The sequence below is a fragment of the Polaromonas sp. P4_F9 genome (assembly GCF_056401235.1).
Genome location: NZ_JBFUJT010000030.1, coordinates 39190 through 65403 on the forward strand (window position 1 = coordinate 39190; position 26214 = coordinate 65403).

A 26214-nucleotide genomic window follows, 5' to 3' on the forward strand; every position below is an offset into this window, starting at 1 on the left:
CCGGCGGCCCGTTTTGACAAATGACAGGAGACATGAATGAAAAAGACAAGCGCCTTCCGCGGCCCGCTCGCATTGGCGATCGCCGCACTGCTGGCCACCACCGGCTTGCAGGCCGCCCACGCGTGTACCGGCTCCGCCATCAAGATGATCGTGCCGAACCCGGCGGGCGGCATCGGTGACATCGTGGCCCGGATCATCTCGGAAAAGGCGGGCACCATTCTGGAGCAGCCGATCGTGATCGAGAATCGCGCCGGCGCCGCCACCGCCATCGGCACCAGCGCTGTGGTAAACGCCAAGCCCGATGGATGCACCATCCTGGCGATGCCCTCATCGGGAGTGGTGGTGTCCGTATTGAAAGACGTCCCTTACAACCTCGAGCGCGATCTTGCGCCCATACTCGGGGTCGGCTCACTGCCGATGGTGCTGGCCGTTCCGGCCGCCTCGCCTTTCAAGTCATTTGCCGACTTGTCCACTGCGATCAAGTCGAAGGAAGGCATTACCTACGCCTCCGGCGGCGCCGGCACCCTGGCCCATCTCGCCGCTGCCAGGCTGGTCAACGAGCTGGCCGGCACCGGCAACCATATTCCCTACCGCGGCAGCCCAGACGCCATGCAAGGGCTGATGGGCAGCCAGGTGCAGCTCTTCTTCCCTTCCACCGCGGAGGCTTTTCCGTTGCTCAAGTCGGGCAGGATCCGGGTGCTTGGCGTGACGACCGATTCCCGGATCCAGGAACTCGCCGGTGTGCCCACCATGAAGGAACTGGGTTTTGCCGATTTCAATCCGCGGCTCTGGTACGCCTTCATGGCGCCCGCGTCCACGCCTGCCAAAGTCATCCAGCGAGAACATGACGCGTTTGCCAAGGCCTTGCAGGACCCGGGGGTCCTGACCCGCTTGAACGCCATCGGCTTTTTTGCAGAAGGCAAGGATGCGCCGGCCGTCAGCGCCACAATGAAAAGCGAGGCCAAACGCTGGGGCAAAGTGATCAAGGACAACAACATCCAAGCCTCGGAATGACGGCTGCGCACAGGCTTCAGGCACGCGCACGAAGCCGGCTCCCGACCGGCGCCGATCAGCTGCAGCCTTTGGCCAGAAACTCGACACTGTCGCGGTAGCGCCGCACCGGTTCTGAGCCATCCCACGACGCGGCGAGTTCCTTGATGCGGTCGTAGTAGGTCCGGCGTGCAGATGTCATGGGCACCAGTTCCACAACGACTCCCATGCTTTCAGGACTCTTGAAATAGCTCACGTTCTTGGTTCCGTCGGGCATGTGGATCGAACTCAACTCCTCGAAACCGATGGCCTGAAAGCGCTTGCAGGCCTGCTCGTAATCGGCTGCAGCAAATGCCATGTGTTGCAAGCCTTCCCGGCCCGAGGCAAAAAACTCAGAGTAGATGGAAGGCGCGTCGTTGGCTTGGGTGATCAGCTCGATCTGGGTCTCACCGCGATAGGACAGCGCGACTGACATCTGCACGTCGCTGACCTCGCCACGGTGCACGAAGCGGCGGTCGCCGAGGGACTTCTCGAACACCACGAATGGGCCGACGCCCATCTGCCGCGTCCAGAAATCAAGTGCGGCGTCCAGGTCTTTCACGACGAAACTGATCTGCAGGTCAGGCCCCAGCAATTCGCGAAGGGTCTTCAGGTTTTGAGGGTAGCTCATGCTTCAATGTACTCATGTCCAGGGTTGATGACAACAAGGCACGCGGGGCTGGCTTCACTGCTGCGTGCCTTGCGAAAAAGGCGGCATCCAACACGCCACCGAAAGATTGCTTCATCGGGGCGCTCATTCAGCCACGATGTGTTTCTCAATGGCCAACCTTTTCCAGACCATGTAGTCGTCCTTGACGAACTGGTCGGCTTTGTCCAAGGCCAGCATGGGTGGGGTCGCACCGTCGGCATTCAGCAGAGCCATCAATTCAGGAGACTGCGAGATCTCGTTGATCTCACGGTTCAGGCGCTGCAGCGCAGGCATCGACAGCCCTGCTGGCGCGAACACCCCGTACCAGATTCCCGAGGTGTAGCCGTTGGCCGCGGATGCCATGGTGGGTATACCCGGAAACGCCGGATGTGGCTGCGCCGATGTCACCGCCACCGGAATGATCCTGCCGGCCTTGATCTGCGGCGCCAAAGTCGAGTACGAACCCACCAGCATGTCCACAATACCCGCCGACAGGTCGACCACGGCTTGCGAGGCCCCTTTGTACGGTACATGCATCATCTGGGTTTTGGCCGACTCGTTCAGCAGTTCGGCGGCGAGGTGGCCTACTGTTCCGACGCCGCTTGAGCTCGCCTTCAAACCGTTGGGGTTGGCGCGTGCCGCCGCCACCAGGCCGGCTGGCGTGGTGATGCCCGATTTGGCGGAGATGCCGACGATCATCGGCCCATTGGCCACGATCGCCACCGGCGTCAGGTCGACGGACACGTCGAACGGCATTTTGGCAACCGTGGCGGCCGTCGTCACCAAACTGGATGAATGAAAGAGCAGCATTGATCCGTCCCGGGGGCCCTTTGCCACCGCGCTGGCGCCGATGAGGCCGGACGCGCCGACCCGGTTCTCCACGATCACGTTCGTGCCCAGCCGAGGCCCGAGTTGCGCCGCAACCACCCGCGCGAGGCCGTCAGTCTGCGCACCGGCGCCGAAGGGCACGATCAGCCGGATCGGCGTTGGGAACGTGAGTTGCTGGGCCAGCGATGGCTGGGCGGCAAGGCCTGCCAAGCCGGCAAGGATGAAGGATCGAACGATCTGTAGCATGAGGGTTGCTCCTGAGGGGTGGCTTCGACCTAGCAGTGCGTGAGGCCGCCATCACATGCGATGGTCTGCCCGGTCACGAAGTCTGACGCGGGCGTGCTCAGGAACATGACCAGCCCGACCAGATCGGTCGGCATCTGCCCGCGCGGCAAACACTGCTGGGCCATCATGGCCGTTCGCCTTTCGATGGAGGGGTTCACTGTGCGCTCCACTTCGGTAGCCACCCCGCCCGGCCTCACGGCGTTGACCGTGATGCCATGCGGCCCAAGTTCTCGCGCCAGGGCATTGGTCATGCCGATCACGGCCGATTTGGACGCGACATAGTGCAGGTAGTTGGCCACGCCGAGCACAACGGCATCCGAAGCGATGTTCACGATACGCCCCCACCGCGCCTTACGCATGTGAGCCGATACGGAGCGCACGCACAAGAAGGTTCCGGTCACGTTCACCTGCATGACCTGGTCCCACTCGCCTGGCGAGATCTGGTCGAAAGGCTTCCTGCCCAGCGTGGCGAAGATACCGGCGTTGTTGACCAGGACATCGATGCGCCCATGCACCCGCGCCACCTCGGACGCCATGGCCTCCACTGAGCGTTCGTCCGCGATATTGACCTTGATCGCCATGGCACGACTGCCGGCCCGCACAATCTCCGCCACCACTTCCGCGCCCTTGCCCTCATCGCGATCGGCGACCACCGCGACCGCACCCGCCGCCGCGAATTGGCGCGCGAACTCCCGGCCGATGCCTTGTCCCGCACCGGTGATGATGACCACCCGATCTCGTACGCTGAAGTCGCGCGCATCTTCTGGAACCCCGGAATCCATCGGGGCATGTACAACTGCCTGCTGCGTCATGTCGTCTCCTTGTTATTCGAATCGTGTCCAGCGCATCCTGGTGATGCCGCCTGTGCGTTCGCCCCTGCTGCGCGGGGCGCAGCTCGGGGTTGCCAGACTTTGACGCACTGGAAAATGCGCGTCCAGTCACATTTCATGCGTGCACCGGTAAACCAAACTGACGAACGCAAGCGATGTCTGCGCGGGTGGTTTGGCCTGTCGCGCCACCACCCTTTTGGGCGGTACGGTCCCGGTAAGTTCAGCTTACGGTTGGTCAATAATTTACGAATGGACGGTCTCGCATGCAGCCCGTAAAGTAATCCCACCTTAATGGAATAAGGCCGCACTTCGGACCCCGCCGTATCCGACGCTTTCCCGACGTGATTCCGGCTACATCGAGGGACCGGACGCATTCAGCGGGCCTACCATCAACCGCGTACTCAACGACAACCGACATGAAAACATTAGACAAATGCTATATCGACGGGCAATGGGTACCCGTCAGCGGCAGCGAAAGCTTCGAGCGTAAGAATCCTACGACCGAAGAGCCGCTGGTGCGGCTTACGATGGCTACCGCGGCCGACGCCGACCACGCCGTCAAAGCCGCCCGGCGCGCCTTCCCCGCCTTCAGCCGGACCTCGACGGCACAACGCATCGAGTTGCTCGAGAGCATCATCTCCCGTTTCACGGCAAGGCAAGCCGAGCTGGCCGACATTGTCTGCTCCGAGCTCGGTGCGCCGAAGAGCGCGACCATTCATACCGCAGGCACCTTGAGCATGTTCAAGGAGGCCGTCACCACGCTGAAGAACTACAAGTTCGAGGCCTTTCAGGGGTCCAACCTGATCAGTCGCGACCCCATCGGTGTCTGCGCATTGATCGCCGCCTGGAACTGGCCTCTTCAGTTGCTGGGCACGAAGGTCGGCTATGCGCTGGCAGCCGGCTGCACCATGGTGCTCAAGCCAAGCGAATTCACGCCGCTCAGTGCGGTCGCCTTCGCGGAGATCCTGCACGATGCCGGCGTGCCGCCCGGTGTGTTCAATCTGGTGATCGGCGACGGTGCGACGGTGGGCAATGCGCTGTGCACGCACCCGGAAGTCGATATGGTGTCGTTTACGGGCTCGACCCGCGCGGGGATACTGGTGGCCGAAGCCGCCGCGCCCACGGTGAAACGTGTATCCCAGGAACTGGGCGGCAAATCTGCCTGCGTCGTGTTGCAGGATGCAGATGTTGCGGCGGCAGCCGAGTGGACCATGGGCCGTGCATTCTTCAACACCGGTCAATCGTGCCATGCACCCACCAGATTGCTGGTGCATGAAAGCCAGATCGACGAGGCCATCGGCGCGCTGAGGAAGGAAGCGGAGAAAGTGAAGCCAGGCGACCCATTCGATTCCGCAACCACGATGGGACCGCTGATCAACCAGGGCCAATTCGAACGGGTGCAGAAATACATACAGAAAGCCATCGACGAGGGCGCGGAGCTGGTATGCGGCGGCTTGGGTCGCCCGGAAGGCCTGGAGCGCGGCTATTTCGCCAAACCCACCGTGTTCGCGAAGGTGAACCCGAACTCGACGCTCGCACAGGAAGAGGTCTTCGGCCCGGTGTTGGCCCTGATTTCCTATTCCGACGTGAAGGAGGCCATCGACATCGCGAACGGCACGGAATATGGGCTGGGCGCCTACGCTTTTACCAAGGACCGCGATGCTGGGCTTGACCTCTGTCGGCGGCTCAGGGCTGGCCGTGTCTTCTTCAATGGCGCATCGAGCAATCCTGCAGCGCCCATGGGCGGTTACAAGAAGTCAGGAAACGGGCGCGCCATGGGCGTCTACGGGCTCGAGGAATATCTGGAAGTGAAGGCGATCATGGGATTCGAGGAACAGTAGTTCGCTCGAAACCAGTCATCGCGCAGGGGCTGGCTGGTCTCGGCGTTCGAAGACTGGTGACCAAGCCTCCCTGGGTACCACCTCTATTACGCCGGCAGATCGCACCTACCTCTTGCGTTGGTTATCGCGGCTCAAAGTATTGGGTTCTGGTGTTCCACCGTAACGATGGCGGAGATGGGACGACGGACAGCGTCGATTCCCGAATCAAGCCTCCCGAGGCGAACCAGCCCCTCCGAAAATTCACCGTCCCTGTAGAAGATGGCAAGATTGCCCCAAGGGGCGTAGTAGCCAAGGTCACCCGAGGCGGGTGTATAGGCTGCTGGCGCACCCTTCAGCGACAGCTTCCGAGGCAAGTCTGCAATTTTTTCGGTAGATGCGTAATCAGTCAACTCCAGGTCCAGCGGCAGCATTGCTGCAAATTCCATAGCGCTGTCATTGGTGTCGAGGGTGGCCGTTGCAATAACGGTCCCGTTCAAAGTCATCTGGATCTTCATATCGGTGGCCTGTCTATGGTTTAACGGCTCGGTAGGTCGCGAATGCACTTTCTTGACAGGTGAGGCGTCGCAATTTTCTCCCCCATCTTGCGCTTGAACAAACCGATTGCAACAACTGTCGCGCCCAGCGCAGTAAAAGCACTGAACAAAAATATCATCGGAAGTCCGGCAACGTCGCCGATCCAGCCCAGCGCCGGACTGGCAAGACCGAGCGAAAGGTCAAGGAATGCCGTGTATACCCCCATCGCAAGCGCACGGTTGGAAGGCAGAACCCGCTGGACGGCTTCAACACCAAATCCGGGGAAGACCAACGAAAATCCGAATCCTGTCAAAGCCGCGCCAACGAGTGCAATCGCTTGGGTCAAAGCCAGGCCCAGCAATGCAAGTCCAATGGCTTCGATGATAAGAAACGCGAGCGCAACGCGGGCGCCGCCGAAACGATCGGCCAAGTGGCCGAAGGCGATGCGAGCCGAGATGAAGGCGATTGCGTAGCTTGTAAAGATCGGCCAGCTCGGCGACCAGCCTCGGTCAAGGAAGAGAAGCGATCCAAACCCCACGATAGCGCCAAAGCCGATGCAACTCAATGCGAGACCCAAACCGGGCAACCATACCGCACTCAACACCTCCCGCGCGGAGGCTCTCTCCGCGACGACGGGCGGTACGCCTTTGATCAGCCCAACGATGAACAACGTCAGCAGCGGGAGGACGATCGTTGTCGTGGCCACTGCACCAAAGCCAAAAATTCCATACAAAGTCGATCCCGCTGGTGCGCCCACGGCGAAGGCGGCGAACATGGCCGTGCCGACCCATGCAATGACTCGTCCGGTTTGCTGAGGACTGACCATTCCGAGGCCCCATCCGAGGGCGCCTGTAATGATGAAGCTCTCGGCCGCACCAAGAACCCCCCGGCCAGCGAGAAGCACCGCTGCCGATACTAAGGGCAGATTTGCAAACCGCAATGATGCAAGGTAGAGGCCGCCCGCCGCAGCGGCAGCAACCAGCCCGACCACAACCGCATGTTTTCCCCCGCTTCGATCCGCAATAATCCCTGCCCAGGGTCGGCAGAGCAATGATGCTCCGAACTGGCTCCCGGAGATGAGACCAACGGCAATCGGGCCCATCCTTAGCCCCTCACGTACATGCAACGGCAGCACAGGCAACGCCATGCCGATTGTGACGAAGCTCAGAAGCATGATGAGCATGATCGGACAAAGCGCGAACAGGACCGAGCTGTCTCGCGCACCGGTATGCTTTGGACCCAAAGCGACCATGCCTGGTCTAGCGGCTAAGTCGCCCGCTGCTGATCACCTTCCTAGCTCTCAGTCTTTGCGACGTCACAGCAGCTTCTCGGGCGTGATCGGCAGGTCTCGCACGCGCTTACCAGTCGCATGGAAGATCGCATTGGCAATGGCGGCCGGAATGCCCACCATACCGAGCTCGCCCATGCCCTTCACGCCCAGCGGATTGACGATAGTGTCGTCTTCCTCTACGAAAATGGTTTCGATGGAATGTATGTCGGCGTTCACCGGCACGTGGTAGTGCTGCAGGTTGGCATTCATGATGCGGCCGTAGCGGTGATCGATCTCGGTCCCCTCCTCCAGCGCCATACCGATGCCCCAGACCACGCCGCCAATCTCCTGGCTGTGCGACGCGAGCGGGTTCAGAATCTTGCCGCAGGCGGTCACCTCGATCACGCGCGTAACCTTCACGGTTCCGAGGTCCGGATCGACCTTTACCTCGACGAACTGGGCGCCATGCGCGAGCGTCGCGTACTTCGCGCGCTCCGGCGATGGCGTCGAATCGTAAGTCTCGGTGATTTCGGTCGTCCCCGTACGACGCATGACGTCAGCAACATCGACCGAACGCGACGGATTGGTCTTTAGGCGCAAGCGGCCATCGAGCATCTCCACATCCACGGCGTTCGCGCCTTTCAGCGGGGAGGCGGCATCGCGGTTCGCCAGCTCCAGCAGTTTGGCAACGATAGTCAGCGCCGCGCCCTGCACCGCCGAGCCGACGCTTGAGGTGGTCCACGAGCCGCCTTGAGCCGGGGCCTTGGGCTGTCTCGTATCACCCAGCTCGAAGTGCACCTGGTCCAGCCGCAGCCCGAGGAACTCGGCCGCGATCATGGTCATCACGGTATAGGTGCCCGGTCCGATGTCGCTGGTCGCGCTGGTGACGCCGGCCGTGCCATTGGCCCGGAACGTGATGCGTGCGCTGGCGGGCTGCTGCATCGCGCCCCAGACGCTTGACGCCATGCCCCAGCCAACCAGCAGGGGTCCGTCGCGCATCGAGCGCGGCTCGGCCTTGCGGTTCTTCCAGCCGAACTTCTCAGCGCCAAGGCGATAGCACTCACGCAAGGCTTTGCTGGAGAAGGGCTTGCCGCTTTCCGGGTCGACTTCGGCGTAATTGACGAGTCGCAGTTCCATGGGATCGATCTTGAGCACGTAGGACAGTTCGTCCATGGCGCTCTCCAGTGCGAACATGCCGCTCACCGCACCGGGCGCGCGCATCCACGTGGGCGTGGCCAGGTCCGTCGCCGCGACCTTGAGTGGCGCGTGCAGATTGGGACAGGCATAGACCTGCCGGGTGAAACCCGTAGTGGCATCGGAGAATGGCTCAAATGATGAGGTGTTGTGGAAGGCCTCATGAATCACGGCCGACAGCTTGCCGTTGCGGTCGGCGCCTATAGCGATCTTCTGGATGGTGTGAGGCCGGTAGCCGTGTCCAGTGAACATCTGAGTTCGTGTGTACACCACCTTGACCGGGCGCTTGAGCTCGCGTGCCGCCATGGCTGCCAACGAGGGGTAATAGTTGGGGTTCAGAGAAGATCCGAAGGCGCCGCCAACAAAGGGCGACACCACGCGGATGTTGCCGGCCGGTACGCCCAGACTCTCCGCAAGATGCGCCTGAACTCCATAAACGTTCTGGGTCTTGTCGAAGATCGTCAGCTGATCTCCCTGCCAGAACGCAATGGCCGCGTGCGGCTCGATCGGGTTGTGGTGATTGATAGGGATGCTGTACTCCGCTTCGATCTTGACTGCCGCGGCTTGCATGGCGGCGACAGGATTGCCGCGCGGCTTGCCCTTTGCCGTATCCGGGTCCGGCTGCGCGCGATCCAGCGCCACCGAAAAGTCGGTGTTGTGAGATTCCGTCTCGTACGTTGCCTTCACCAGCCTCGAAGCGTGCCGGGCTTGCTCGTAACTCTCGGCGACAACCAGCGCGATCGGTTGGCCGTTGAAAAATACACGGTCCGACTGCAACGGCCACGACCACTGCGCCGGGGCACCCGCCGCCGGTGCCGGGCCCAACTTGCCCGCGTTCAGGTGGGTGAAGATGCGAATCACGCCGCCGGCCTGCTCGGCTTCGCGTGTGTCAATGGACGAGATGCGGCCCTTGGCCACTGTGCTGAGCACGATGAAACCATAGGTGACATGCGGAACCTGGAACTCAGCCGTGTATTTCGCCTTGCCGGTGACCTTGGCGAGGCCGTCGACGCGGGTGGTTTCTTTGCCTAAATAGCGTGCCATGACGACCTTTCTCCTCAAACCAGCCGTGCGGCGCGCATCAGCGCTCGCACGACAGAACGTTGACCCAATTCAACTTTGTAGGCGTTGTGCGCTAGCGGACGCGCGTCTCGCAATGCAGTTTCGGCGGCCCGCCGGAACGTGGCCTCGTCGGCGCGCTGGCCAACAAGCACCGATTCGACCTCGGCACTGCGCCATGGCTTGTGGGCTACGCTGCCCAGGACCACACGCGCCTGCCGGATCTTCCCGCCGTCCAGGTCGAGCGCGGCTGCGACCGAGACCAGAGCGAAAGCGTAGGAAGCACGATCGCGCACCTTCAAGTAATGCGAATTGCGCGCAAAGCCGGCCGCGGACACGGGGAGCTCAATCGAGACGATCAGCTCGCCGTGCTCAAGGTTATTGTCGCGTTGCGGCGTGTCGCCCGGCAGGCGATGGAAATCGGTGACCGCGATCAGGCGTTCGCTGGCGTCCGGCGCGCGAACGCGCACCTTGGCGTCGAGCGCATACAACGCAGTGGCCATGTCACCAGGATAGGTCGCGACGCAGGCCTCGCTCCAACCCAGGATGGCGTGGATCTTGTTCAACCCCTCCCGCGCACCGCAGCCGCTCCCGGCCTCGCGCTTGTTGCACGGCATGGCCGTGTCGTAGAAGTAGTTGCAGCGCGTGCGCTGCAACAGGTTACCGCCATTGGTGGCCATGTTGCGCAGTTGCCCGGAGGCGCCCGCAACGATCGCCTGCGTGAGCAGCGGATAGTTCTCGCGGACAAGCGGATGGTTGGCTGTCGCAGTATTGGTCGCCAATGCACCAATGGACAGGCCGGAAGGGGTTCGTTGGATTTCCCGCAGCGGCAGCCGGGTAATATCCACCAAGCGAGAGGGGCGCTCGATATCCTCTTTCATCAAGTCCAGCAGGTTGCTGCCGCCGGCCAGAAACTTGGCTTGCGAAAGGGCCGACACGGCAGCCGTCGCGGAGGCGGCATCTGCCGCGCGTACGTATTCAAACGGTCGCATGGCTGTCCTCCTTCTTGTCGCTCTGGGCCAGGGCCAGTTCCGTTTCGGTCGCGAAGCCCCAGGTCTGGGCCGCCTGTCGACCCGAATGGACCTCCTGGATAGCCGCGACGATACCGGGATAGGCACCGCAACGGCAGATATTGCCGCTCATGCGTTCGCGGATCTCATCGTCGGTCAGACGCGTCGTGGTCTTGCTAACGTTATCCGTAACATGGCTGACCTGCCCTCGCTGGGCCTCTGCCAGCATGCCGACGGCGGAACAAATTTGGCCTGACGTGCAGTAGCCGCATTGAAAACCATCGTGTTTGATGAAGGCGGCCTGGACGGGGTGCAGGCGATCACCTTTCGCGAGTCCTTCGATAGTCGTAACCTCTCGGCCCTGGAGCGTTGCGGCCAATGTCAGGCAGGACAAGACACGTTGCCCGTCCACCAGCACGGTGCACGCCCCGCACTGGCCTTGATCGCAGCCCTTCTTGGTTCCGGTCAACGCCAGACGCTCACGAAGTGCGTCGAGCAAAACCACGCGCGAGTCGAGCTCCAGTGCTTGTGAAACACCGTTGACCTGGAACGAGACCTTCACGACGTTTTGAGCCTTAACAGGCGACGACGCTGCACCCGCCACCGGTGCCATCTGCGCGAGCGCCGACTCCGTTGCCAGAAGATTGGCAGCGAAGAGCCCGATGCTGCCACCACCGGTCTGCATCATGAAAGTGCGCCGTGACTGTCCGACACCACTCAGGTTTGGCATTTCCGCAAGAAGAGCCGTTTCATCGGAACTCAGTTCAGGCGGCACATGAGTATTGATTTCGTGGGGCATGAATATGTCCTTTTTAAAAGGTTGAATGCGTTGGCGACAGGCCAAACATTGACATTGACGCTCGCGCGCGACTTTTTGGTTATTCTTCGCCAAGCCTCAGTGTGGCAATCGCGTCTCAGATTGACTACATAGGGAATGCTTAAAGCCTTTATTACCTGCACTACTTAATCGTCACGACAGGGCAACCTCGCGCGAGGAGAGTGGAACGACCGGGATCTCTCCAGCCAGTCAAGCCCATGGCACTCAGGCGAGCGATCGACCTCTCCAGTCCACCGACCTCGCACCTCGAAAGGTCAATTTACGGAGAACTTGACCGTTACGTCGCGACGCCCGAGTACCTGAGCCAAGCCTGTAGGGTCATCCACGCGGCCGAGGCGCGTGTACGAATATGAAGAATCAAATGTCAGATAAAAAAGAACCACGGTGTTCGAGCCGTACAGCATGAGGTCACCATTGCGGATTGTTCCGGGCCGACTTGCGTTTGCTGGCAGCGACGTCGGCAAGTCGACCTTCTTCTCGTTGCCATTAAGGTCGGTCATCTCCAGCGTCAACGGTAACCGCGCAGCGAACGCACGGGCGGCCTCGGTGTCGGCCAGGGTAATGGCGAAGCGTTGCGTACCGACGGTCATCCACATGCGTAACTCCTTTGATTTCAAGGAAGCCTCAGCGACATCCGCGGCCGCAGCAACCCGAGCACTTAGCCCAGGGCGCTGGTCGGCCTTGCAAGCCCCGACGACGAGCAGGCCCAGCAGCAACATTTCTGCACGCAAGCGCCAAGCGCGATGGTGTAGGACTCTTAGGGAAGATGGGCCACAGGTTTTTGTCATATCGGCGATCCGCGGTCTGCACGCGCTGTAAAAAAGACAAGAACTGCGCCGATCAGCAGCACGCTTGCGCTGAACACAAAAGTGCCTTTGTAGCCGCGACTATCGAACAGCATTCCCCCCACCGTCGAGCCCAGTGCGATTGAGAGTTGGACCACGGCCACCATCAATCCGCCCCCAGCCTCTGCATCGTGCGGCAGTGTTTTTGCAATCCATGTCCACCAGCCGACCGGTGCGGCAGTGGCCACCAAACCCCAGAGCGCCAGCAGCACCGTCGTGGCGGTCACGGAGGCGCCAACGACGATGAGCGTCACCGCGATGACTGCCATCAGCACGGGAATTGCCACGAGCGTGCCGTAGAAGCCAATTTTCAGAAACCTGCTGATGACCGTGGTGCCGATGAAGCCCGCGATGCCAAGCGTCAACAGGATGAGCGACAAGGTCGACACATCGGCCCCCGTCACCGTTTCCAGGAACGGCCGGAGGTAGGTGAACAAGGCAAACTGCCCCATGAAAAAGATGCCGACAGCCAGCAAACCGAGCACTACTAGCCGACTCTTGAATAGTCTAAAGACGTTGCCGGAACCCGGCACGCGGGGCTGCGCTTGCATTGAAGGCAAACTAGCCCATTGCCAGATGAATGCGACGACAGCCACCGGCACGAGGCAGAAAAACGCGCCGCGCCAGCCGACGATCGAGGCCAGGTAGCTACCGAGCGGCGCTGCCACCACTGTCGCCAGCGCATTGCCACCATTGAAGATCGCCAGCGCTCGAGGCACCGCAGTAGCCGGCACCAACTGCATGGCCGTAGCCGCCGACATGGACCAAAAGCCACCAACGACAACGCCAATTAAGGCTCGGCCTGCCATGTAGGTCAGATAGTTCGGAGCGAACGACACAATTGCACCAGAGAGGCACATCAAGGCCGTCAGCCCAAGCAACAGCGTCTTGCGGTCAATCCTTCCAGCAATCGCCGAAATCAACAAGCTCGTAAGCACTGCAAAAGCACCGGAAATGGCAATGCCCTGCCCGGTCATGCCTTCGGTGACTCCGAGATCGGACGCCATTGGTGTCAGCAGGCTTACCGGCATGAACTCTGAGGCGATGAGCGCGAAAACACACAAAGTCATCGCGAAGACACCGCCCCAGTGCGCGGGCTGCGCTGCTCGCCTGTCCTGCAATGAGGCGCAGCCCGCGCCTGAGTCGATGGCCTGCGCGGTCATGCCGCGTTCGTCGTGACGAGGTGCCTGCGGAAAAACGACGTCAGCTTGTCGAACGGAATCAACGGTACGCGGTCGTAAAGGTCCACATGACCGGCCCCGGGCACCATGTGCAGTTCCTTGGGTTCGGCAGCCAGCTTGTAGGCCAGTTCACTGAACTCTTTGGAGTGCGCCTGGTCACCGGTGATAAATAGCATAGGGCGGGGTGAGATCGTCTCGATGTCGTTGAATGGGTAAAAGTTCATAAACTTGACGTTGCTAGCCAAGGTCGGATGTGTCGTGGTGCGCGGCGATCCACCTGCGGGTGTGACTTCGCCACGCGGCGTACGATAGAAATCGTAGAACTCACGCTGAATCGGATGCGTGTCTGCGGTCAGTTCATGGACAGTTCCACCGGTGTACTGGATTGGGCCGCCGTTGAACTCCACCTGGCGTTGCTCGACTGCCGCCGCAATGATCTTCTTACGCTGCTCGAGGGTCTGCGAGTGGTTAAGCGCGTCGCGATTGGCAGCGCCCATGTCGTACATGCTGACCGTGGCAATGGCTTTCATTCGAGGGTCGATCTTTGCGGCGCTAATGACAAAACTTCCACTTCCGCAAACGCCGATAGCGCCGATCTGCTGTTTGTCCACATACGCCTGACTACTCAAAAAGTCGACGCCGGCGCTGAACGTTTCGGCGTACATGTCTGGCGAGACTGCATTACGCGGCTGACCTGCACTACCGCCCCAAAATGCGAGGTCGACAGACAGCGTCACGAATCCTTGTTCCGCCATCTTGGTGGCATACAGATTCGCGCTTTGCTCCTTCACCGCGCCCATCGGGTGCCCCACGACAAGCGCCGGGCTACGCTTTTTCCTGTCAAGCGTCTTGGGAACAAAGAGGTTCCCTGCCACAGTCATCTGGTACTGGTTCTTGAACGTGACCTTCTGCACAGTAACCTTGTCGCTCGTGTAGAAATTGTCGGCGCCATTGGGCAGGACGGTGCTCTTTTTCGGAGTCGCTGCGGATATCTCGCCGGCGGTGGACAGTATGCCAACGGCGACTACGCTAGTGCCTGCGATCTTCAGAAACTCACGTCGATCGGATGCCTCGCTGGCTTGCTTTACAGGGAGGGCGAAGGTGTTGTCTGCGGATGTTTTCACGGTTGATTCCTTAGAAAATATGCGACAAGGCAATCACGTATCGCCATGTCAGAGGGTGCTTTTCAGCGTTAAAGAAGTTTGCCAAACAGTTCGCCCATTGACTAGATAATGAATGCTTAATACATTTATTACTCAAACTAATCAATTTCCGCAGAAAGCGAAATCGGCATGCCACGACGTAATCTCAATGATCTATTGGCTTTCGTGACAGTCGCACGTGAAGGCAGCTTCACCAAGGCTGCCGGCACGCTCGGCGTGACGCAGTCGGCACTCAGCCAGACGATCCGGGGACTGGAAGAAGGGCTCAAGATCCGCCTGCTGACGCGCACCACGCGCAGTGTCGCACCGACATCAGCTGGCGAACGGCTCATGAAGGCCATTGGTCACCGCTTCGACGAGATCGAGGCCGAGCTCGCGGCGTTGACAGAACTGCGCGACAAACCTGCAGGTACCGTGCGCATAACCTGCGGCGATCATGTGCTTCACACAGTTCTTCTGCCCAAGCTTATGCCGCTGCTGCGCGAGTACCCGGACATCAAGCTGGAGTTCGACATGAACTACGGCTTTCGAGACATCGTGGCCGACCGCTTCGATGCCGGTGTACGCATGGGGAATACGATTGACAACGACATGATTGCCGTGCCCATAGGCCCGCCGCTGCAAATGGCGGTGGTGGCGTCACCCGACTACTTTGCAAGTCATCCCATCCCCAAGACTCCCTCCGACCTGGTCAACCATCAATGCATTAACCAGCGAATGCCCACGTCGGGTGGACTGTATGTATGGGATTTTGAGAAGCGCGGCCGCAAGCTCAATGTCCGCGTCGATGGTCCATTGATCTTCAACACCGCCCCTCCGCAGGTGGACGCAGCGCTCGCTGGACTGGGTATCTCGCTGTTACCTGAAGATGAACTGATGCAGCACATCGAATCGGGTCACTTGGTTCGTGTACTGCAGGACTGGTGCCCAAAGTTCGCTGGTTATCATCTCTATTACCCCAGCAAGCGTCAACCTTCACCAGCCTTTTCGTTGGTGGTTAAAGCACTGCGCTTCACCGCGACAAGGTTGCGTTAGAGTTTCGGCAAGCAGTGGGTCGAGTTTCATACTGAAGTCCCTCAGTACATCAATTTCTCCCGAAATAGCACCCCACCTGCAAGCACTGACCCTCCCCCTCTCCCATTGCATGCGCCACCGAATGAACGCCAAAGCCGTTCTGCAAAACGCATTGGTCCGTTCTCCATGAAGATCCCACCATAGCGCTTTCATCGCATGATGTGCGCAAACACGATGCTTGCAAACATGATGCCGCCAGAGATGGCGGCGAATAGCCTTATAAATTTCCGTGGCCTCCTGCAGCTTTCGATCTGTGTTCTTCGCGACACTTTCTCGTCGTGCCGCTTTCACTCTCTTGCCCTGTTTCACTCCATGGCATAGGGGTACGGGGTCGCGAAAGATACTAATAGGCTTGAATAGCTCTATATCTAATTGAGCTCCTGATTGTCCACTGCGCGAAACAGCGCTCAACACGTTTGTGACGAAATGTCGAAATGAACGAACACGATGATGGATGTCCGGCTTGCTGAGCTTCAATAAACAGCCACGCAGTGCGGTTGAAATAGTTAGGCAGGCGATGTTTTTTTCGATCCAGGCGTAAACATTTCTGACAGTGGGCGTATCGGGCGCAAGGGCACGTCTACGGGACGTTCACGGCGCGCGAAGACGATGTCCGCAGTCGGTGGCCGATCACTCCAGACCGTATCGAGCTGGTTATAGAGCCAATACCCATTCGGTGTATCGGGGTCCTGGTTAAAGTAGGCCAGCTCGTCGTGCCATTTGCGAATGACCAAGCGCTGCACGGAAATTTCGGTGGCCCTGGCGCGAATGCGGTAGCACACACCGCTCGAGACTTTCTCGGTTTTCCAGTTCGGGGCGTACTCCATGGGATGAGGTAGTTGCAGCCAACTCACTTTGTACATGGGGTCCAGGTGACGATGTGATACCAGGAACTTGGCGAACATGCCCAACATTTCTAGCTGCAACAGCCGAAAGTCTAGCTCTGGCTCTTCCGGGCAGGAGGCGCCGTAGCGCACCACCTTGCGCCCGGTCGTGGCTTTGGCCGGCTGGTCCAGCGCCAGCACGTCGGCATCGAAAAGTGTTTGCATCTCCTGCACAAGGTCATAGGCTACGGCCAGCTTGTACAGAGCCGCGCCCACCAGACTTCCATGTGCGTTGATGCGCAGCCCACGCGGGTACCTCCCTAGACGGTAGGCCAGGCGGATCGCTGAATACTCATGCGCATAGCAGACCTGCCGCAACCAGATGAGCACACGTTCTGCGGCCAGCGCCAAGTCCAGCGAATCTGCGCTTTCAGTTGGCCCACGCGTGTGAACAGGCACCAGGTGCAGGGTTTCCTCCGAAAAATGAGTCCAGTGGGTGTTGGATCGATCAGCCCAGATACACAGGCGCTGATAGTGCCGTGATGCCAGGTTGCGGCCGGGCGGACCGACCAACACCCTGGCATTGTGTAGATAGACATCCCAGCGCCGGTTGTCCGGCTCGGCGACCAGCATGCCCCTGCGGCCTCCGGCCATCTGGTCTGCCAGCATGGCGTCGTGTCCATCCTGAGGTCGCGGCACGGTGCGAGCCAGGGCGGCATCGCAATTCGGACACTCGAAAGGATGCTGAATGGCGCTCAGAAACGTTGGAACAATCGCATGATTGCAATGCGGGCAAGCGTCTTCGAGCGGCAAGTCATGAAGCGGACAGCGGGCCAGTGCGACATGCTGGTAAACCGCGCTGTGATACCCCAGGTCAAGACATTTGACGCAAAAGCGCAGCGAACTGCTCACCACATAGCTACTCGTGCCCGCCAGATCTACAGCGAGCAACTGGTTCACTCGCCGCTCGCTTAAGCCCATTTCTGCGCCAACGTCTTTGGCCTCCATCGGTTGCAGCCTCGTAAACAGGCCGTGCCTCAGGATTTGAGGGGGCAGTGGCGAGTACACCCCGCTCTCCACTGCATGGATATCGCAGTGCCTGCTCCAGGCGCTGTACATGGATTCGTTGTCCAGAATGGGGCGTTTGGCAGATCCCGGCGCTGTCGAAGTGCCGAAGCGGACGGGCGGTTTCACCGCTTGCCTCCGCCGGCGGCTGCGTCCTTGGCCGAGTCGGTGTCCACATAGTAGGCCAGCACACGAAGAAACCCGGAAGTTTCCAGGGCCCGCATCACGTCCACAGCGCTCAGGATTTCCGGCGCCTTGCCATCGTCCAGCGCCTGATGCAGCACCTCCAGCAACGTGGAGCGCAGATATTGCATAGGCAAACGCAGCCCTTTGGAGATGTTGTGCTGACGCATGATCATGGCCATCGCCTCCTCGAAAGGCTGCCCCAGCTTTTCCAGGGACCACCCTGCTGCGTAGGCTGCGGGAAAGGCCCGCGCAAAGACGCTAACGGTGTCGTCTGCCACCGGCACATCAAAGGCCTGCAGCACCAGGGTGATCTCCGCCACATCCACACCCCGATAGAGATGCTCCCTCGCAAAGAATCGCCCAAGGACCTGCATGCCGTTGGCTTCGGCCCAATTTTTAGGCGTGTTGCGAAGCTCGGGCTGGCCGACCAGCAAAAAAAAAGGATGCACACCGAGTTGTTCCAGCGAGTTGAAGGTGTGGATGAGGTAGCCATACTGCTTCCTCGAGAGGTTTTGCGCCTCATCGATCAGGATCACCAGCCGGCGGGAACCGCAAGCGTGCGCCAGTTCGACCAGATGGGCGTGGCAGCGCCGGCGCAGCACCGCCAGGTCGCGGCCGCCGACGCGCGGGCAATTGGACTGCTGCAGCTGTTCCTGGACAAACTCACGCTCGGTCTGCTTGGATTCAATCTGCTCCGGGATTGTCCAATGCAGCACGGCGACCTCGTAGCCGAGCACCGAGCCGAGCGTGCCCGCCAGGTATGAGCAGGCGCGGCTCTTGCCATTGCGCTGCGCGCCGTAAACAGTGCCGCCGGGCTGGTCGATCCGGATCCATTTGGCCACTTGCTGTGCGAGCCGATCGATCTCGGGTGTCCAAACAACGGTGTTGGGAAGGATGAGGCCCTTGGGCAGGGGTTGCGATGAGGAATCGTTCATGGTGTGAATAAATAAAGATTGATGGGGGAAAGTCTCCCGGTCCGCCCCCAGCGCCCAGCGTGCCTGGCCAGGGGATGAACCGGGAAGGTTTAACGGCGCATGGATCGCCGCGGAAGTGACCAAACAACGGGCCCAGTTGGCGGTAGAGGCCGGTTGATGGGAAGCGTTTCGTCTGGCACCGGTGCGAGGGCCGGCGAAGGGACCGTCAGCGGCGGCGCCGCAAGCGCCGGCGGGAACGTCGTGATGGAACGCGGCTCGACGTCCACGATGTCCCCCGGATCCGGATGCATGGGCAGGGTTCCCAGCCGATGGGCCATCGTTGACATTCCCTCCCATGCCTGGGCTTCGTAGAGCATGCCGGGTCCCATTTCGAAGTCCTGGCGTGTCAGATAGCGAATGAGGTAGGTCAGTTGTAAGGCCGCAGTGGGATTGCGGGGCGCTGCCTTGCGCAGATAGGCGAACAGGGCTTCCAGCGGTCGGTCGTCGGCGCGCGTGTCAAGCTCCCCTTCCCGCTTGAACTTGCCAAAAAGCCGCCGGATACGGGCATCATGCGGAAATGTGCCCCAGCGACCCAAGGCCTGGACCGGACCGAACTCGCTGCCGTCGTCAAAAAACAGCATCACCGTGCGCAGGTTGCGCGGGTCGGGCCTGAGCAGCATTTTCCTGCCCTTCAAGTCAAAGCGTTTGGAGAGGGCGCTGCTGGAGTAACGCTGATAGAGGTAGTTGACATAAGGCCGGCGCCCGCCGGCGGCATCCACCCTTACCGTGACCGTGAACGGCCGGCAGAAGTAATACGCCTTGCGCTTGTCGACGGGCAGGTAAGACGGCTTGATGGCACCACTTTCAAGCTTGCGCCGCAGGCGGGTCAACGGCGGGATGTTCTGGGAGCCTGCGGCCGGCAGTGCGTTCTCGTTGCGGACGTAGACGTCGAGGACCTCCTCCAGAGCTTCGGCCTTGACGCGCTTGCCGGGCGGAACGGCGCTGCTTTTCTTCACCGGATCTTTGGGGCCGCTGCCGGTCGTGGACGGAAGCTGATGGACCACCCTTCGAGCCTGCAGACTGAACTTGCTTTCCGCGGCCGCTCGCTCACGCGGCGTTCCGGGATTGCCCAGGATCACTGTCGCGCCGAACAAATGCGTGGCCATGTGCTGGACATGGTCGGCCAGATGAGACAGGGCATTGTCCAGATAGATGACACTGGGGATGGCAAAGCGCAGTTCGGGTATCACGCATGACGGGTAACCGGCGCCCTCCTCCACCCCCAGATCGGGAACGACCTGCTCAACCGGTGGTGGGCCGTTGACGGCGTCCCAGAACAACATCGAGATGTCGTAGGAGGACGCCTGCGCCGCATAGACCTGCCGATTGGCCAGGTTGGCGCCGGTTGCCAAGTGCGTGATCCGGATTTGCTGAAAACGCCGCAACTCCAGCTCTTCCCAATCCCCCTGGTCATTGGGGATTTCGTAGATCGCATGCAAATCGATGGTGTACTCGTCAATGACCCAGGCGCCATAGCCCGCTGCCGGGCGGTCTGCCTGGCCATCGCCCTCTCCATAAGCAGCCAACCCCCCAGCATCGGGCCCATGCTGCATGGCAATGAACCGGGCGGCATACCGCGGCATGTAGTCGGTTTCGATCCAGCGGCGAAGGGCGCGCCGGGCCCGTTCTTTGGTATTGAATGGGTAGGCGTCGGCCCCTATTCCCTGAGCGGTGCACAGTTTCAGAAATCCCCTGTGAAAGGCGCGGAAGGTCATCCGGTTGGGCTGCAAACCCTTGGTGCCGTACGCGTTGAGCAGGTTCACGAGCCCGATCTCGAGCGCGGGATAGTCCCGAAGGATTTTGCGGAACATTCCGCCGAACCCCGCCTTGCCGTCCGCGCTGGGGATCAGTGCCACGGTACGCTGGGGCGGTCGTGCCATAGACCCTTCGACGAACGCGCGGCATCCAAGGATGCGGCCGCTGGCGTCCGGCTGCAGGCAACGCGCGAAAATTCGGAGAAACTGCCGCTCCCCCACCTTCGCGATCTTGATGACGTCCTTGAGGGCGCCGCCAGCCAGATAAAGCGACATGGCATCGCGCAGCCGCGTGAAACGCTTTTGGGCCGCCGGCTGGAGCGCCGAATCGTCATATTCTGGCCACAGGGCCATGTCGCGATGGCACTCGTTCAGCGTGTTGCGCCCTCCCCGATGGCTGACGCCGACAGCTTGGTGCACCTCAGACACGGCGAATTTCGGAATGGGGTCCATAGGGTACCTCGGCTATGTTGATAAAAAGAATTCCCTCGCGGTAGAGCGCGAAAAGTGCGCTGTCGATCAGGTTTTTTGACGCCTTCTTGGCCAGCGCCTGGTACAACTCGGTGGGCGAGCGCGCGGGATCCATCGCCAGCTGGTCACGCACGAGACGTTGGTACGTGAAATCCATTCCGTGCATCACTAGGTGCTGGCGCATGGTGTCCAGATTGGCGAGCAAGGTGACGTTTTCTCGGACGAGCGCGCGCATCCTCAGATGCGGCGTTACTCCAAAAAAATGGCAGGTGGACTGCAGCTGCTCCCAGGTTTGCAGCAGTTGTGGTGTCATGACATCCACCACCAGATCAGCGATCCGCACCTTGTCCCGGAACGTGGTCAGCAAATCGCAAAATGGCGCAACCATTGCCCCAAGCTTGAAAAGTTTGAGGAATTTTGGTTCCACTTCACACTGCCGTGCACCGGGGCAGAAATTCCTCAACAGCCAGTTGTCTGCCCTGAGGGTGGTTGCAAATTCGACGGGTTGTTCGGTGAAGGGGTCGATCCGTCGCACCAGGCGACGTTTGCGCTTTGAATACCTTTTATTCAAACCGCCGTATGAAAAGCCATCTTCTGGAAGCATGGAAGGCCTCTTGAAAGAAAATGAGTGATGAATGTGACTACGCGTGACGCACAGCGACCAAACCGGACATTCGTGGTGAAGTCCCGTGGCTGAAATGGGGAAAAAAGGAACTCTCGGGCGCCATCCGGACGCCGTAGAGGCAGTGCCTGGCCGAAGGTATCTCGGCGGGCTGTTTGACCGGCGACTGCTTGACAGTCGCCCTAGAGACATTAAAATGACCTTATCGCTTCATAACGATGGTTTTTCTAAAACCCGCTCGCAAGAGCGAGCAACGGCTTCCTGCGCTAACAGGCGGCCGTTTGTCTTTGTACCTGGTCAAAAAGTTGATCAGCGTGTCATCAATACCTCCTTCATAGCGCTTCAGCCCTCAGGGGCGGCAGGCGCACTGTGGCGCTGCTCCGCGATCCAGCGAGCCACTTCCCGTGCCAGGGCGAATTTCCCGCGTCTGTGCTTAATGGAGAACACCGCCACGGGAACTGTGTTGCGCGCCAACGCCTGGCGGAAAGCGCTGTTCGTGGGATACCCCAGCGTCGCGCTCAATGCGTTGCCCCCTAACATAGGTCCGTGGACCACCAGTAACTCTGCTTCCAACGCTCGAGCAAGCTCGGTCAGATTTGTCGTTTCGTTCAGTTCCTTGACGTCACAGCGGGGCATCGACTGATGGTAGCCAATCCATCCACGTTGCTCAACCGGGTAATTTCACGACCGAAATTACCACTGCTGAGATATCAACCAGATCTTCAACTTGTTGATTACAAACAAGTTTTTTCAGAGTCTCTTCAGTTATGCGACGCATTTTCCGCGTCAATTGGCGATGACCTCACAGATATTCCTGGCTGCATCAGAAAGGTCCAGATCCAAAACTTTTACGGTTGCGCTCGGCGGGAGGTCGGTGGCACGACGCCCCGCAACATGCAGCAGGTGTTCGATGACCAATCATTTCACCCGGATGCGGATGGGCGATTTAATCACAGCAATAAATGGCGCGGATACAAGGAGGGACAGACTATGCCCCGTCCAAATACCGTGGCTCAGATCGAAAAAGTATCCGGTGTGGACTTCACCCCTGAGCTGCATCAGCTGTTATGGATTGCAATGGATATCACCGTGCCAGTTGGAAACCGGATGACGGCTTTGCTGAGAAATGTGAACGAAGAGATACGGGGGCTCGCTCTTTCGATCAATATAAAGATGCACCGTAAAAAGGAACTGATAGATCTCGACACCTTCGGTTGGTGCCATTCCTTGGGTTTGAAGGCGGGGTTTCCTGCGCTAGCGGCGTTGACCTTACTACTCCTGTATGGACCGGGGACATAGGTGACAGGTGTGCGAAGACATGGTGGACACTTTCCGGCGGATTTGCCGGAGGGAAACCATGCCTTGGAAAGCACAGGACACCATGAGTCTGAAACTGGAATTTGTTGCGCTGGCTACAAAGGAAGGGGCAAACCGGCGCGAGCTGTGCCGGCGCTTTGGGATCAGCCCGCAGACCGGCTACAAATGGCTGCAGCGCCATGCCGGCGAAGGCAGCGCCGGGCTTGCCGAGCGCTCGCGCAGGCCGCTGCGCAGTCCCGGTGCATCGCCCGCCTTCGTTGAGGAGCCTGTGCTGGCCCTGCGCCGTGAGCATCCGGCCTGGGGTGGGCGCAAGATCAGCCGTCGGCTGAGCGATCTGGGCATGGCCCAGGTAGCGCCCAGCACCGTGACTTCCATCCTGCACCGCCATGGGCTCATCACGGCCGAGGCGAGCCAGGCTGCGGCGCACTGGCAGCGCTTTGAACGTGAAGTGCCCAATGCGCTGTGGCAGGTGGACTTCAAGGGCCATTTCGACATCCCGCAGGCACGCTGCTCGCCGCTGACGATGCTGGACGATCACTCGCGCTTTAACGTGGCGCTGCATGCCTGCGGCCAGACCGATACGCAAACGGTGCAAGCGCAGATGACGCGCGCTTTCGCCCTGTATGGCCTGCCGGCGCAGATCAACTTCGACAACGGCGCGCCGTGGGGAGCGCCCCGATCACCGGGACAGTTGACAGACTTGGGCGTATGGCTGGTAAGGCTCGGCATCCGGGTTAGCCACAGCCGTCCCTACCATCCGCAGACCAATGGCAAAGACGAGCGGTTTCACCGCTCGCTCAAGGCTGAAGTGCTCAGGGGCCGCAGTTTCGAAAGCCTTGAACGGGTACAGGCCGCGCTGGACCGCTGGCGCACGGTCTACAACCACGAGCGTCCGCATGAGGCGCTGAAGATGGCCACGCCAGCGAGCCGCTACAGGCACAGTCCAAGGGCTTTGCCGTCAACCCTTCCAGAGCCACAGTACGCGCCTGGCGATGAGATCAGGCAAGTGGGCTGGTTCGGGGAGTTGAAGTTCCGTGAGCGCACGTACAAGCTCTCCAAAGCGCTGCACAAGCAAGCCGTCGCAGTGCGTGAGCGCGACGGCGTTGAGGGCCTCTTCGATGTCTATTTCGCACATCATCATTGCCTTGAGATTGACTTGAGGTTGCCCAATGTGGACTAATCTAAACCGTCCACCATGTCTTCGCACACCTGTCCACTATGTCTCCGGTCCATACATACTCCGAAAAGCGAATGAGGTGGGGGACGAGAGCACCATGTTCTACACTTCTTTGTCCTTGTTTCAAATGCTGCTTGTCTTAGGTCCAGAGTTGCAGCAGCGGGGAATTGCCTACCTTTTCTACCCGTTCTACTTGAAACACATCCTGCCGCTATATTCTGGTTATGAGCTCGATGAATCGGCATACGGTATGGCGCGTACGTCAATGATCCTGAACCTGCTCGCTTTTGTGGACGAGCGCTCAAGCGTTGAGAAGCGCGGGTACAGAGATCGCGTCAACAACATGTATCAATGGTTAATCGGTTTCTGGGGTCGTGTACCGGCGACAGCTTTTAAACCCAGGTTTCGGCCGTCCAATGCAGGCGACATTGAGAGAGACTTCAATGCCATGCAATTGCAACGCGATTCAGCGTGGCGGACGCTGATCGGAATCATTGCGAATGGGCGTGCCCCCATCGTCTTTCGCAGGGCTTCTCTGGATGCTGATCTTGATTACAGCGTGCTTGCCGGCCACCGACGCGAGGACCTCCTTGCTATCGCTGGTCAGATGCTGGTCAAATGAAATGACGCTTGGTTGAAACGTGGTTATCGAGACATACCGCTGGCTACGGGCTGGCTAGTGCTCCTTCCAGGTGTCGTGAGCTGGCCAATGTCGCTTCGGAATGCAATGAAGAGCAGATGACCACGTGCCCGGAGAAATCCTTTAAAAATCAATGAGTTAGTTGATTCCGAGCATGCTCAAAGTCTCTGCAGTCGCTCATGACCCCAGGCTCACTTCATTTGTAGAGCTTTGTAAAGTTGTGGCAAATGTTTCGCGCCACCCACACCCCGCCGCTGTCCGTTCTGCTTGATGACCTGCTGACCAAAACCCTGAAACGCTGGATGCCGCCAACGAGGCACATGGGCCGCGCTGCTGGCGCTGTTTTATGAGTCTCGCTGGGGGGTTAGCCTGCTGGAAACCACGGCCCACAACGGCTACATGGTCGAGCTACAGCACCGGAAAAGCCTGGAGTGTGAAAACGCCATGCTCAGGACGCGGATTGCGGGCCTGGAGGCTATCGGAGATTTTGGGGCCGCGAACGCGCCCGCGATGGGCTATCGAGGCATCTAATCCCGGTATGACAAAATGTCACACAAAGACACAACTCAGGCCGCCATGCGCTCCATTTTCAGCTATCATTATCCGGCCATCGGCCGCAATTTTCTGGTGCACACCAGCAACGTGGCGCGGCACTATCGCAGGTTCTATTTCCCGCGCTGGGGACTGGTCGGAACCCTGACGGTGCTGTTTTTTGTGCCGCTGCTCATCTCGTTTTTGCTCCTCCTGGCGCTGAACAGAATCGTCAGCCCTGAGGTATGGGACCGCGACTTCAAAGACTTTCTAGGTTAGCCGGTCAGTGACTTTCGCAGTCGCAACCACCGGTGTTCTTTTGAATGAACGCCTTGAGCGCCGGAATCTTTGACAGCACGATAGCCGCGATGACGGCCCCGCCGATGACTATCAGGGCTTCGCGCAGGAATTCGGGAGTTGTGGGGATGATGCCGGTTTTCATCTTGGGGTAACCCGCCTGGCGCTGCTCGACCAGGGCAACGCGTGAATCAATCCTGTCCATGTCGCGCAGCAGCCAGTCCAGTTTTGTCGACACGACCGCGCATCAGCCGGCTGCGGACACAGGGCCAACGTGCCTCAGACGCCCTTGTTGTTCGGGTTCTTATAAATTTCGCGCACTGAATCGGACATCGGAAAATTGAGATTTACGTTGTTCGGCGGTACGGGGCGGGTGAACCATTTCGCGTAGATATCATTGATCTCACCGGACTTCATCAGGCCCGTAATAGTTTGATCCACGATTTCCTTGAACCGTGGATCGTCCTTGCGAAACATGAACCCATAGGGTTCGTCACGCAAGCGTTCGCGCAATAAAAGGAGAGCATCGAAGCACGCTCCTTTCGTCAATCATCATGCTGGCCCAGCAATGTTGCGACTTCACGCGCATGTTTCAGGCCGGCAAGGACTTGAATGCTGCAGGGGGCGAAAAAGGGACCGATTCCACCATCTGATGAAGGACGAAACAGTTACCGCTCGTTGGTGCATGCGGTCCCCCTATTACCTGCAGATTGGCAAAGCATCGAAGCCGCCAGTCGCTCCGTTTTA

23 protein-coding genes and 1 pseudogene are annotated in these 26214 nt (G+C 59.7%); 7 read left to right on the top strand and 17 right to left on the bottom strand.

What is annotated here, in order from left to right; translation table 11 throughout:
- Positions 1-36 precede the first annotated feature (36 nt).
- On the top strand, positions 37-1014 hold the full coding sequence (locus tag AC1DUB_RS22025) for a Bug family tripartite tricarboxylate transporter substrate binding protein (RefSeq protein WP_477731316.1): 978 nt from the start codon (positions 37-39) through the stop codon (positions 1012-1014).
- A gap of 55 nt (positions 1015-1069) precedes the next feature.
- On the opposite strand, the gene AC1DUB_RS22030 is transcribed toward AC1DUB_RS22025, so the two are convergent.
- The 3 genes from AC1DUB_RS22030 to AC1DUB_RS22040 form a co-directional block, all read right to left on the bottom strand.
- On the bottom strand, positions 1070-1660 hold the full coding sequence (locus tag AC1DUB_RS22030) for a VOC family protein (RefSeq protein ID WP_477731317.1): 591 nt from the start codon (positions 1658-1660) through the stop codon (positions 1070-1072).
- Positions 1661-1783: 123 nt separating this feature from the next.
- Positions 1784-2752 carry a Bug family tripartite tricarboxylate transporter substrate binding protein gene (locus AC1DUB_RS22035; protein ID WP_477731318.1) on the bottom strand — a complete coding sequence of 323 codons (969 nt, stop codon included), beginning with the start codon at positions 2750-2752 and terminating at the stop codon, positions 1784-1786.
- 29 nt (positions 2753-2781) lie between these two features.
- Complete coding sequence (locus AC1DUB_RS22040) at positions 2782-3603, bottom strand: SDR family NAD(P)-dependent oxidoreductase (protein WP_477731319.1); 822 nt, start codon at positions 3601-3603, stop codon at positions 2782-2784.
- A 434-nt stretch (positions 3604-4037) separates the two neighbouring features.
- Between AC1DUB_RS22040 and AC1DUB_RS22045 the strand changes: the two genes are divergently transcribed.
- On the top strand, positions 4038-5462 hold the full coding sequence (locus AC1DUB_RS22045; RefSeq protein ID WP_477731320.1) for an aldehyde dehydrogenase family protein: 1425 nt from the start codon (positions 4038-4040) through the stop codon (positions 5460-5462).
- A gap of 131 nt (positions 5463-5593) precedes the next feature.
- On the opposite strand, the gene AC1DUB_RS22050 is transcribed toward AC1DUB_RS22045, so the two are convergent.
- The 8 genes from AC1DUB_RS22050 to AC1DUB_RS22085 all read right to left on the bottom strand — a co-directional run bounded on the left by AC1DUB_RS22050 (position 5594) and on the right by AC1DUB_RS22085 (position 14385).
- The gene (locus AC1DUB_RS22050) at positions 5594-5956 is read right to left on the bottom strand and encodes a cyclophilin-like fold protein (RefSeq protein ID WP_477731321.1); all 363 of its coding nucleotides are present in this window, start codon (positions 5954-5956) and stop codon (positions 5594-5596) included.
- A gap of 20 nt (positions 5957-5976) precedes the next feature.
- On the bottom strand, positions 5977-7227 hold the full coding sequence (locus AC1DUB_RS22055) for an arabinose transporter (RefSeq protein WP_477731322.1): 1251 nt from the start codon (positions 7225-7227) through the stop codon (positions 5977-5979).
- A 63-nt stretch (positions 7228-7290) separates the two neighbouring features.
- Complete coding sequence (locus AC1DUB_RS22060) at positions 7291-9483, bottom strand: xanthine dehydrogenase family protein molybdopterin-binding subunit (protein ID WP_477731323.1); 2193 nt, start codon at positions 9481-9483, stop codon at positions 7291-7293.
- Positions 9484-9497: 14 nt separating this feature from the next.
- Positions 9498-10490: an FAD binding domain-containing protein gene (locus AC1DUB_RS22065; protein ID WP_477731324.1), complete on the bottom strand. Its 993-nt coding sequence runs from the start codon at positions 10488-10490 to the stop codon at positions 9498-9500.
- Positions 10477-11307, bottom strand: coding sequence for a 2Fe-2S iron-sulfur cluster-binding protein (locus AC1DUB_RS22070; protein WP_477731325.1), 831 nt, complete (start codon positions 11305-11307; stop codon positions 10477-10479). Before AC1DUB_RS22070 ends, AC1DUB_RS22065 begins: the two co-directional genes overlap by 14 nt.
- Before the next feature lie 293 nt (positions 11308-11600).
- The gene (locus tag AC1DUB_RS22075; RefSeq protein ID WP_477731326.1) at positions 11601-11942 is read right to left on the bottom strand and encodes a cyclophilin-like fold protein; all 342 of its coding nucleotides are present in this window, start codon (positions 11940-11942) and stop codon (positions 11601-11603) included.
- Positions 11943-12130: 188 nt separating this feature from the next.
- Complete coding sequence (locus AC1DUB_RS22080; protein WP_477731327.1) at positions 12131-13354, bottom strand: MFS transporter; 1224 nt, start codon at positions 13352-13354, stop codon at positions 12131-12133.
- A complete protein-coding gene (locus AC1DUB_RS22085; RefSeq protein WP_477731343.1) occupies positions 13351-14385 on the bottom strand; it encodes an alpha/beta hydrolase in 1035 nt (344 codons plus the stop codon). The genes AC1DUB_RS22080 and AC1DUB_RS22085 overlap by 4 nt, the downstream gene beginning before the upstream one ends.
- A gap of 279 nt (positions 14386-14664) precedes the next feature.
- Here AC1DUB_RS22085 and AC1DUB_RS22090 point away from each other — a divergent pair, with 279 nt between their 5' ends.
- The gene (locus AC1DUB_RS22090) at positions 14665-15570 is read left to right on the top strand and encodes a LysR family transcriptional regulator (protein ID WP_477731328.1); all 906 of its coding nucleotides are present in this window, start codon (positions 14665-14667) and stop codon (positions 15568-15570) included.
- 545 nt (positions 15571-16115) lie between these two features.
- On the opposite strand, the gene AC1DUB_RS22095 is transcribed toward AC1DUB_RS22090, so the two are convergent.
- The 4 genes from AC1DUB_RS22095 to AC1DUB_RS22110 form a co-directional block, all read right to left on the bottom strand.
- Positions 16116-17627: a hypothetical protein gene (locus tag AC1DUB_RS22095; RefSeq protein WP_477731329.1), complete on the bottom strand. Its 1512-nt coding sequence runs from the start codon at positions 17625-17627 to the stop codon at positions 16116-16118.
- A complete protein-coding gene (locus tag AC1DUB_RS22100; protein WP_477731330.1) occupies positions 17624-18619 on the bottom strand; it encodes an ATP-binding protein in 996 nt (331 codons plus the stop codon). Before AC1DUB_RS22100 ends, AC1DUB_RS22095 begins: the two co-directional genes overlap by 4 nt.
- 89 nt (positions 18620-18708) lie before the next feature.
- A complete protein-coding gene (locus tag AC1DUB_RS22105; RefSeq protein WP_477731331.1) occupies positions 18709-20865 on the bottom strand; it encodes a hypothetical protein in 2157 nt (718 codons plus the stop codon).
- Positions 20834-21487: a hypothetical protein gene (locus AC1DUB_RS22110; RefSeq protein WP_477731332.1), complete on the bottom strand. Its 654-nt coding sequence runs from the start codon at positions 21485-21487 to the stop codon at positions 20834-20836. The genes AC1DUB_RS22105 and AC1DUB_RS22110 overlap by 32 nt, the downstream gene beginning before the upstream one ends.
- A gap of 660 nt (positions 21488-22147) precedes the next feature.
- On the opposite strand from AC1DUB_RS22110, the gene AC1DUB_RS22115 reads away from it, so the two are divergent.
- The 4 genes from AC1DUB_RS22115 to AC1DUB_RS22130 all read left to right on the top strand — a co-directional run bounded on the left by AC1DUB_RS22115 (position 22148) and on the right by AC1DUB_RS22130 (position 25449).
- Positions 22148-22804: a hypothetical protein gene (locus tag AC1DUB_RS22115; protein WP_477731333.1), complete on the top strand. Its 657-nt coding sequence runs from the start codon at positions 22148-22150 to the stop codon at positions 22802-22804.
- A gap of 58 nt (positions 22805-22862) precedes the next feature.
- The gene (locus AC1DUB_RS22120) at positions 22863-24002 is read left to right on the top strand and encodes an IS481 family transposase (RefSeq protein ID WP_477731334.1); all 1140 of its coding nucleotides are present in this window, start codon (positions 22863-22865) and stop codon (positions 24000-24002) included.
- A gap of 94 nt (positions 24003-24096) precedes the next feature.
- Positions 24097-24621, top strand: coding sequence for a hypothetical protein (locus AC1DUB_RS22125; RefSeq protein ID WP_477731335.1), 525 nt, complete (start codon positions 24097-24099; stop codon positions 24619-24621).
- 564 nt (positions 24622-25185) lie between these two features.
- Complete coding sequence (locus AC1DUB_RS22130; RefSeq protein ID WP_477731336.1) at positions 25186-25449, top strand: hypothetical protein; 264 nt, start codon at positions 25186-25188, stop codon at positions 25447-25449.
- A gap of 4 nt (positions 25450-25453) precedes the next feature.
- Here AC1DUB_RS22130 and AC1DUB_RS22135 read toward each other — a convergent pair whose 3' ends face one another.
- Positions 25454-25705 carry a hypothetical protein gene (locus AC1DUB_RS22135; RefSeq protein ID WP_477731337.1) on the bottom strand — a complete coding sequence of 84 codons (252 nt, stop codon included), beginning with the start codon at positions 25703-25705 and terminating at the stop codon, positions 25454-25456.
- 41 nt (positions 25706-25746) lie between these two features.
- Positions 25747-25983: pseudogene (locus AC1DUB_RS22140) on the bottom strand (transporter substrate-binding domain-containing protein); the annotation flags it as partial.
- Between the last annotated feature and the right edge of the window lie 231 nt (positions 25984-26214).

Coding starts and splice junctions, on each gene's coding strand:
- AC1DUB_RS22025 (WP_477731316.1), top strand. CDS start 37: ATGAAAAAGACAAGCGCCTTCCGCGGCCCGCTCGCATTGGCGATCGCC.
- AC1DUB_RS22030 (WP_477731317.1), bottom strand. CDS start 1,660: ATGAGCTACCCTCAAAACCTGAAGACCCTTCGCGAATTGCTGGGGCCT.
- AC1DUB_RS22035 (WP_477731318.1), bottom strand. CDS start 2,752: ATGCTACAGATCGTTCGATCCTTCATCCTTGCCGGCTTGGCAGGCCTT.
- AC1DUB_RS22040 (WP_477731319.1), bottom strand. CDS start 3,603: ATGACGCAGCAGGCAGTTGTACATGCCCCGATGGATTCCGGGGTTCCA.
- AC1DUB_RS22045 (WP_477731320.1), top strand. CDS start 4,038: ATGAAAACATTAGACAAATGCTATATCGACGGGCAATGGGTACCCGTC.
- AC1DUB_RS22050 (WP_477731321.1), bottom strand. CDS start 5,956: ATGAAGATCCAGATGACTTTGAACGGGACCGTTATTGCAACGGCCACC.
- AC1DUB_RS22055 (WP_477731322.1), bottom strand. CDS start 7,227: ATGGTCGCTTTGGGTCCAAAGCATACCGGTGCGCGAGACAGCTCGGTC.
- AC1DUB_RS22060 (WP_477731323.1), bottom strand. CDS start 9,483: ATGGCACGCTATTTAGGCAAAGAAACCACCCGCGTCGACGGCCTCGCC.
- AC1DUB_RS22065 (WP_477731324.1), bottom strand. CDS start 10,490: ATGCGACCGTTTGAATACGTACGCGCGGCAGATGCCGCCTCCGCGACG.
- AC1DUB_RS22070 (WP_477731325.1), bottom strand. CDS start 11,307: ATGCCCCACGAAATCAATACTCATGTGCCGCCTGAACTGAGTTCCGAT.
- AC1DUB_RS22075 (WP_477731326.1), bottom strand. CDS start 11,942: ATGTGGATGACCGTCGGTACGCAACGCTTCGCCATTACCCTGGCCGAC.
- AC1DUB_RS22080 (WP_477731327.1), bottom strand. CDS start 13,354: ATGACCGCGCAGGCCATCGACTCAGGCGCGGGCTGCGCCTCATTGCAG.
- AC1DUB_RS22090 (WP_477731328.1), top strand. CDS start 14,665: ATGCCACGACGTAATCTCAATGATCTATTGGCTTTCGTGACAGTCGCA.
- AC1DUB_RS22100 (WP_477731330.1), bottom strand. CDS start 18,619: ATGAACGATTCCTCATCGCAACCCCTGCCCAAGGGCCTCATCCTTCCC.
- AC1DUB_RS22105 (WP_477731331.1), bottom strand. CDS start 20,865: ATGGACCCCATTCCGAAATTCGCCGTGTCTGAGGTGCACCAAGCTGTC.
- AC1DUB_RS22110 (WP_477731332.1), bottom strand. CDS start 21,487: ATGCTTCCAGAAGATGGCTTTTCATACGGCGGTTTGAATAAAAGGTAT.
- AC1DUB_RS22115 (WP_477731333.1), top strand. CDS start 22,148: ATGGTAGCCAATCCATCCACGTTGCTCAACCGGGTAATTTCACGACCG.
- AC1DUB_RS22120 (WP_477731334.1), top strand. CDS start 22,863: ATGCCTTGGAAAGCACAGGACACCATGAGTCTGAAACTGGAATTTGTT.
- AC1DUB_RS22125 (WP_477731335.1), top strand. CDS start 24,097: ATGTTCTACACTTCTTTGTCCTTGTTTCAAATGCTGCTTGTCTTAGGT.
- AC1DUB_RS22130 (WP_477731336.1), top strand. CDS start 25,186: ATGTCACACAAAGACACAACTCAGGCCGCCATGCGCTCCATTTTCAGC.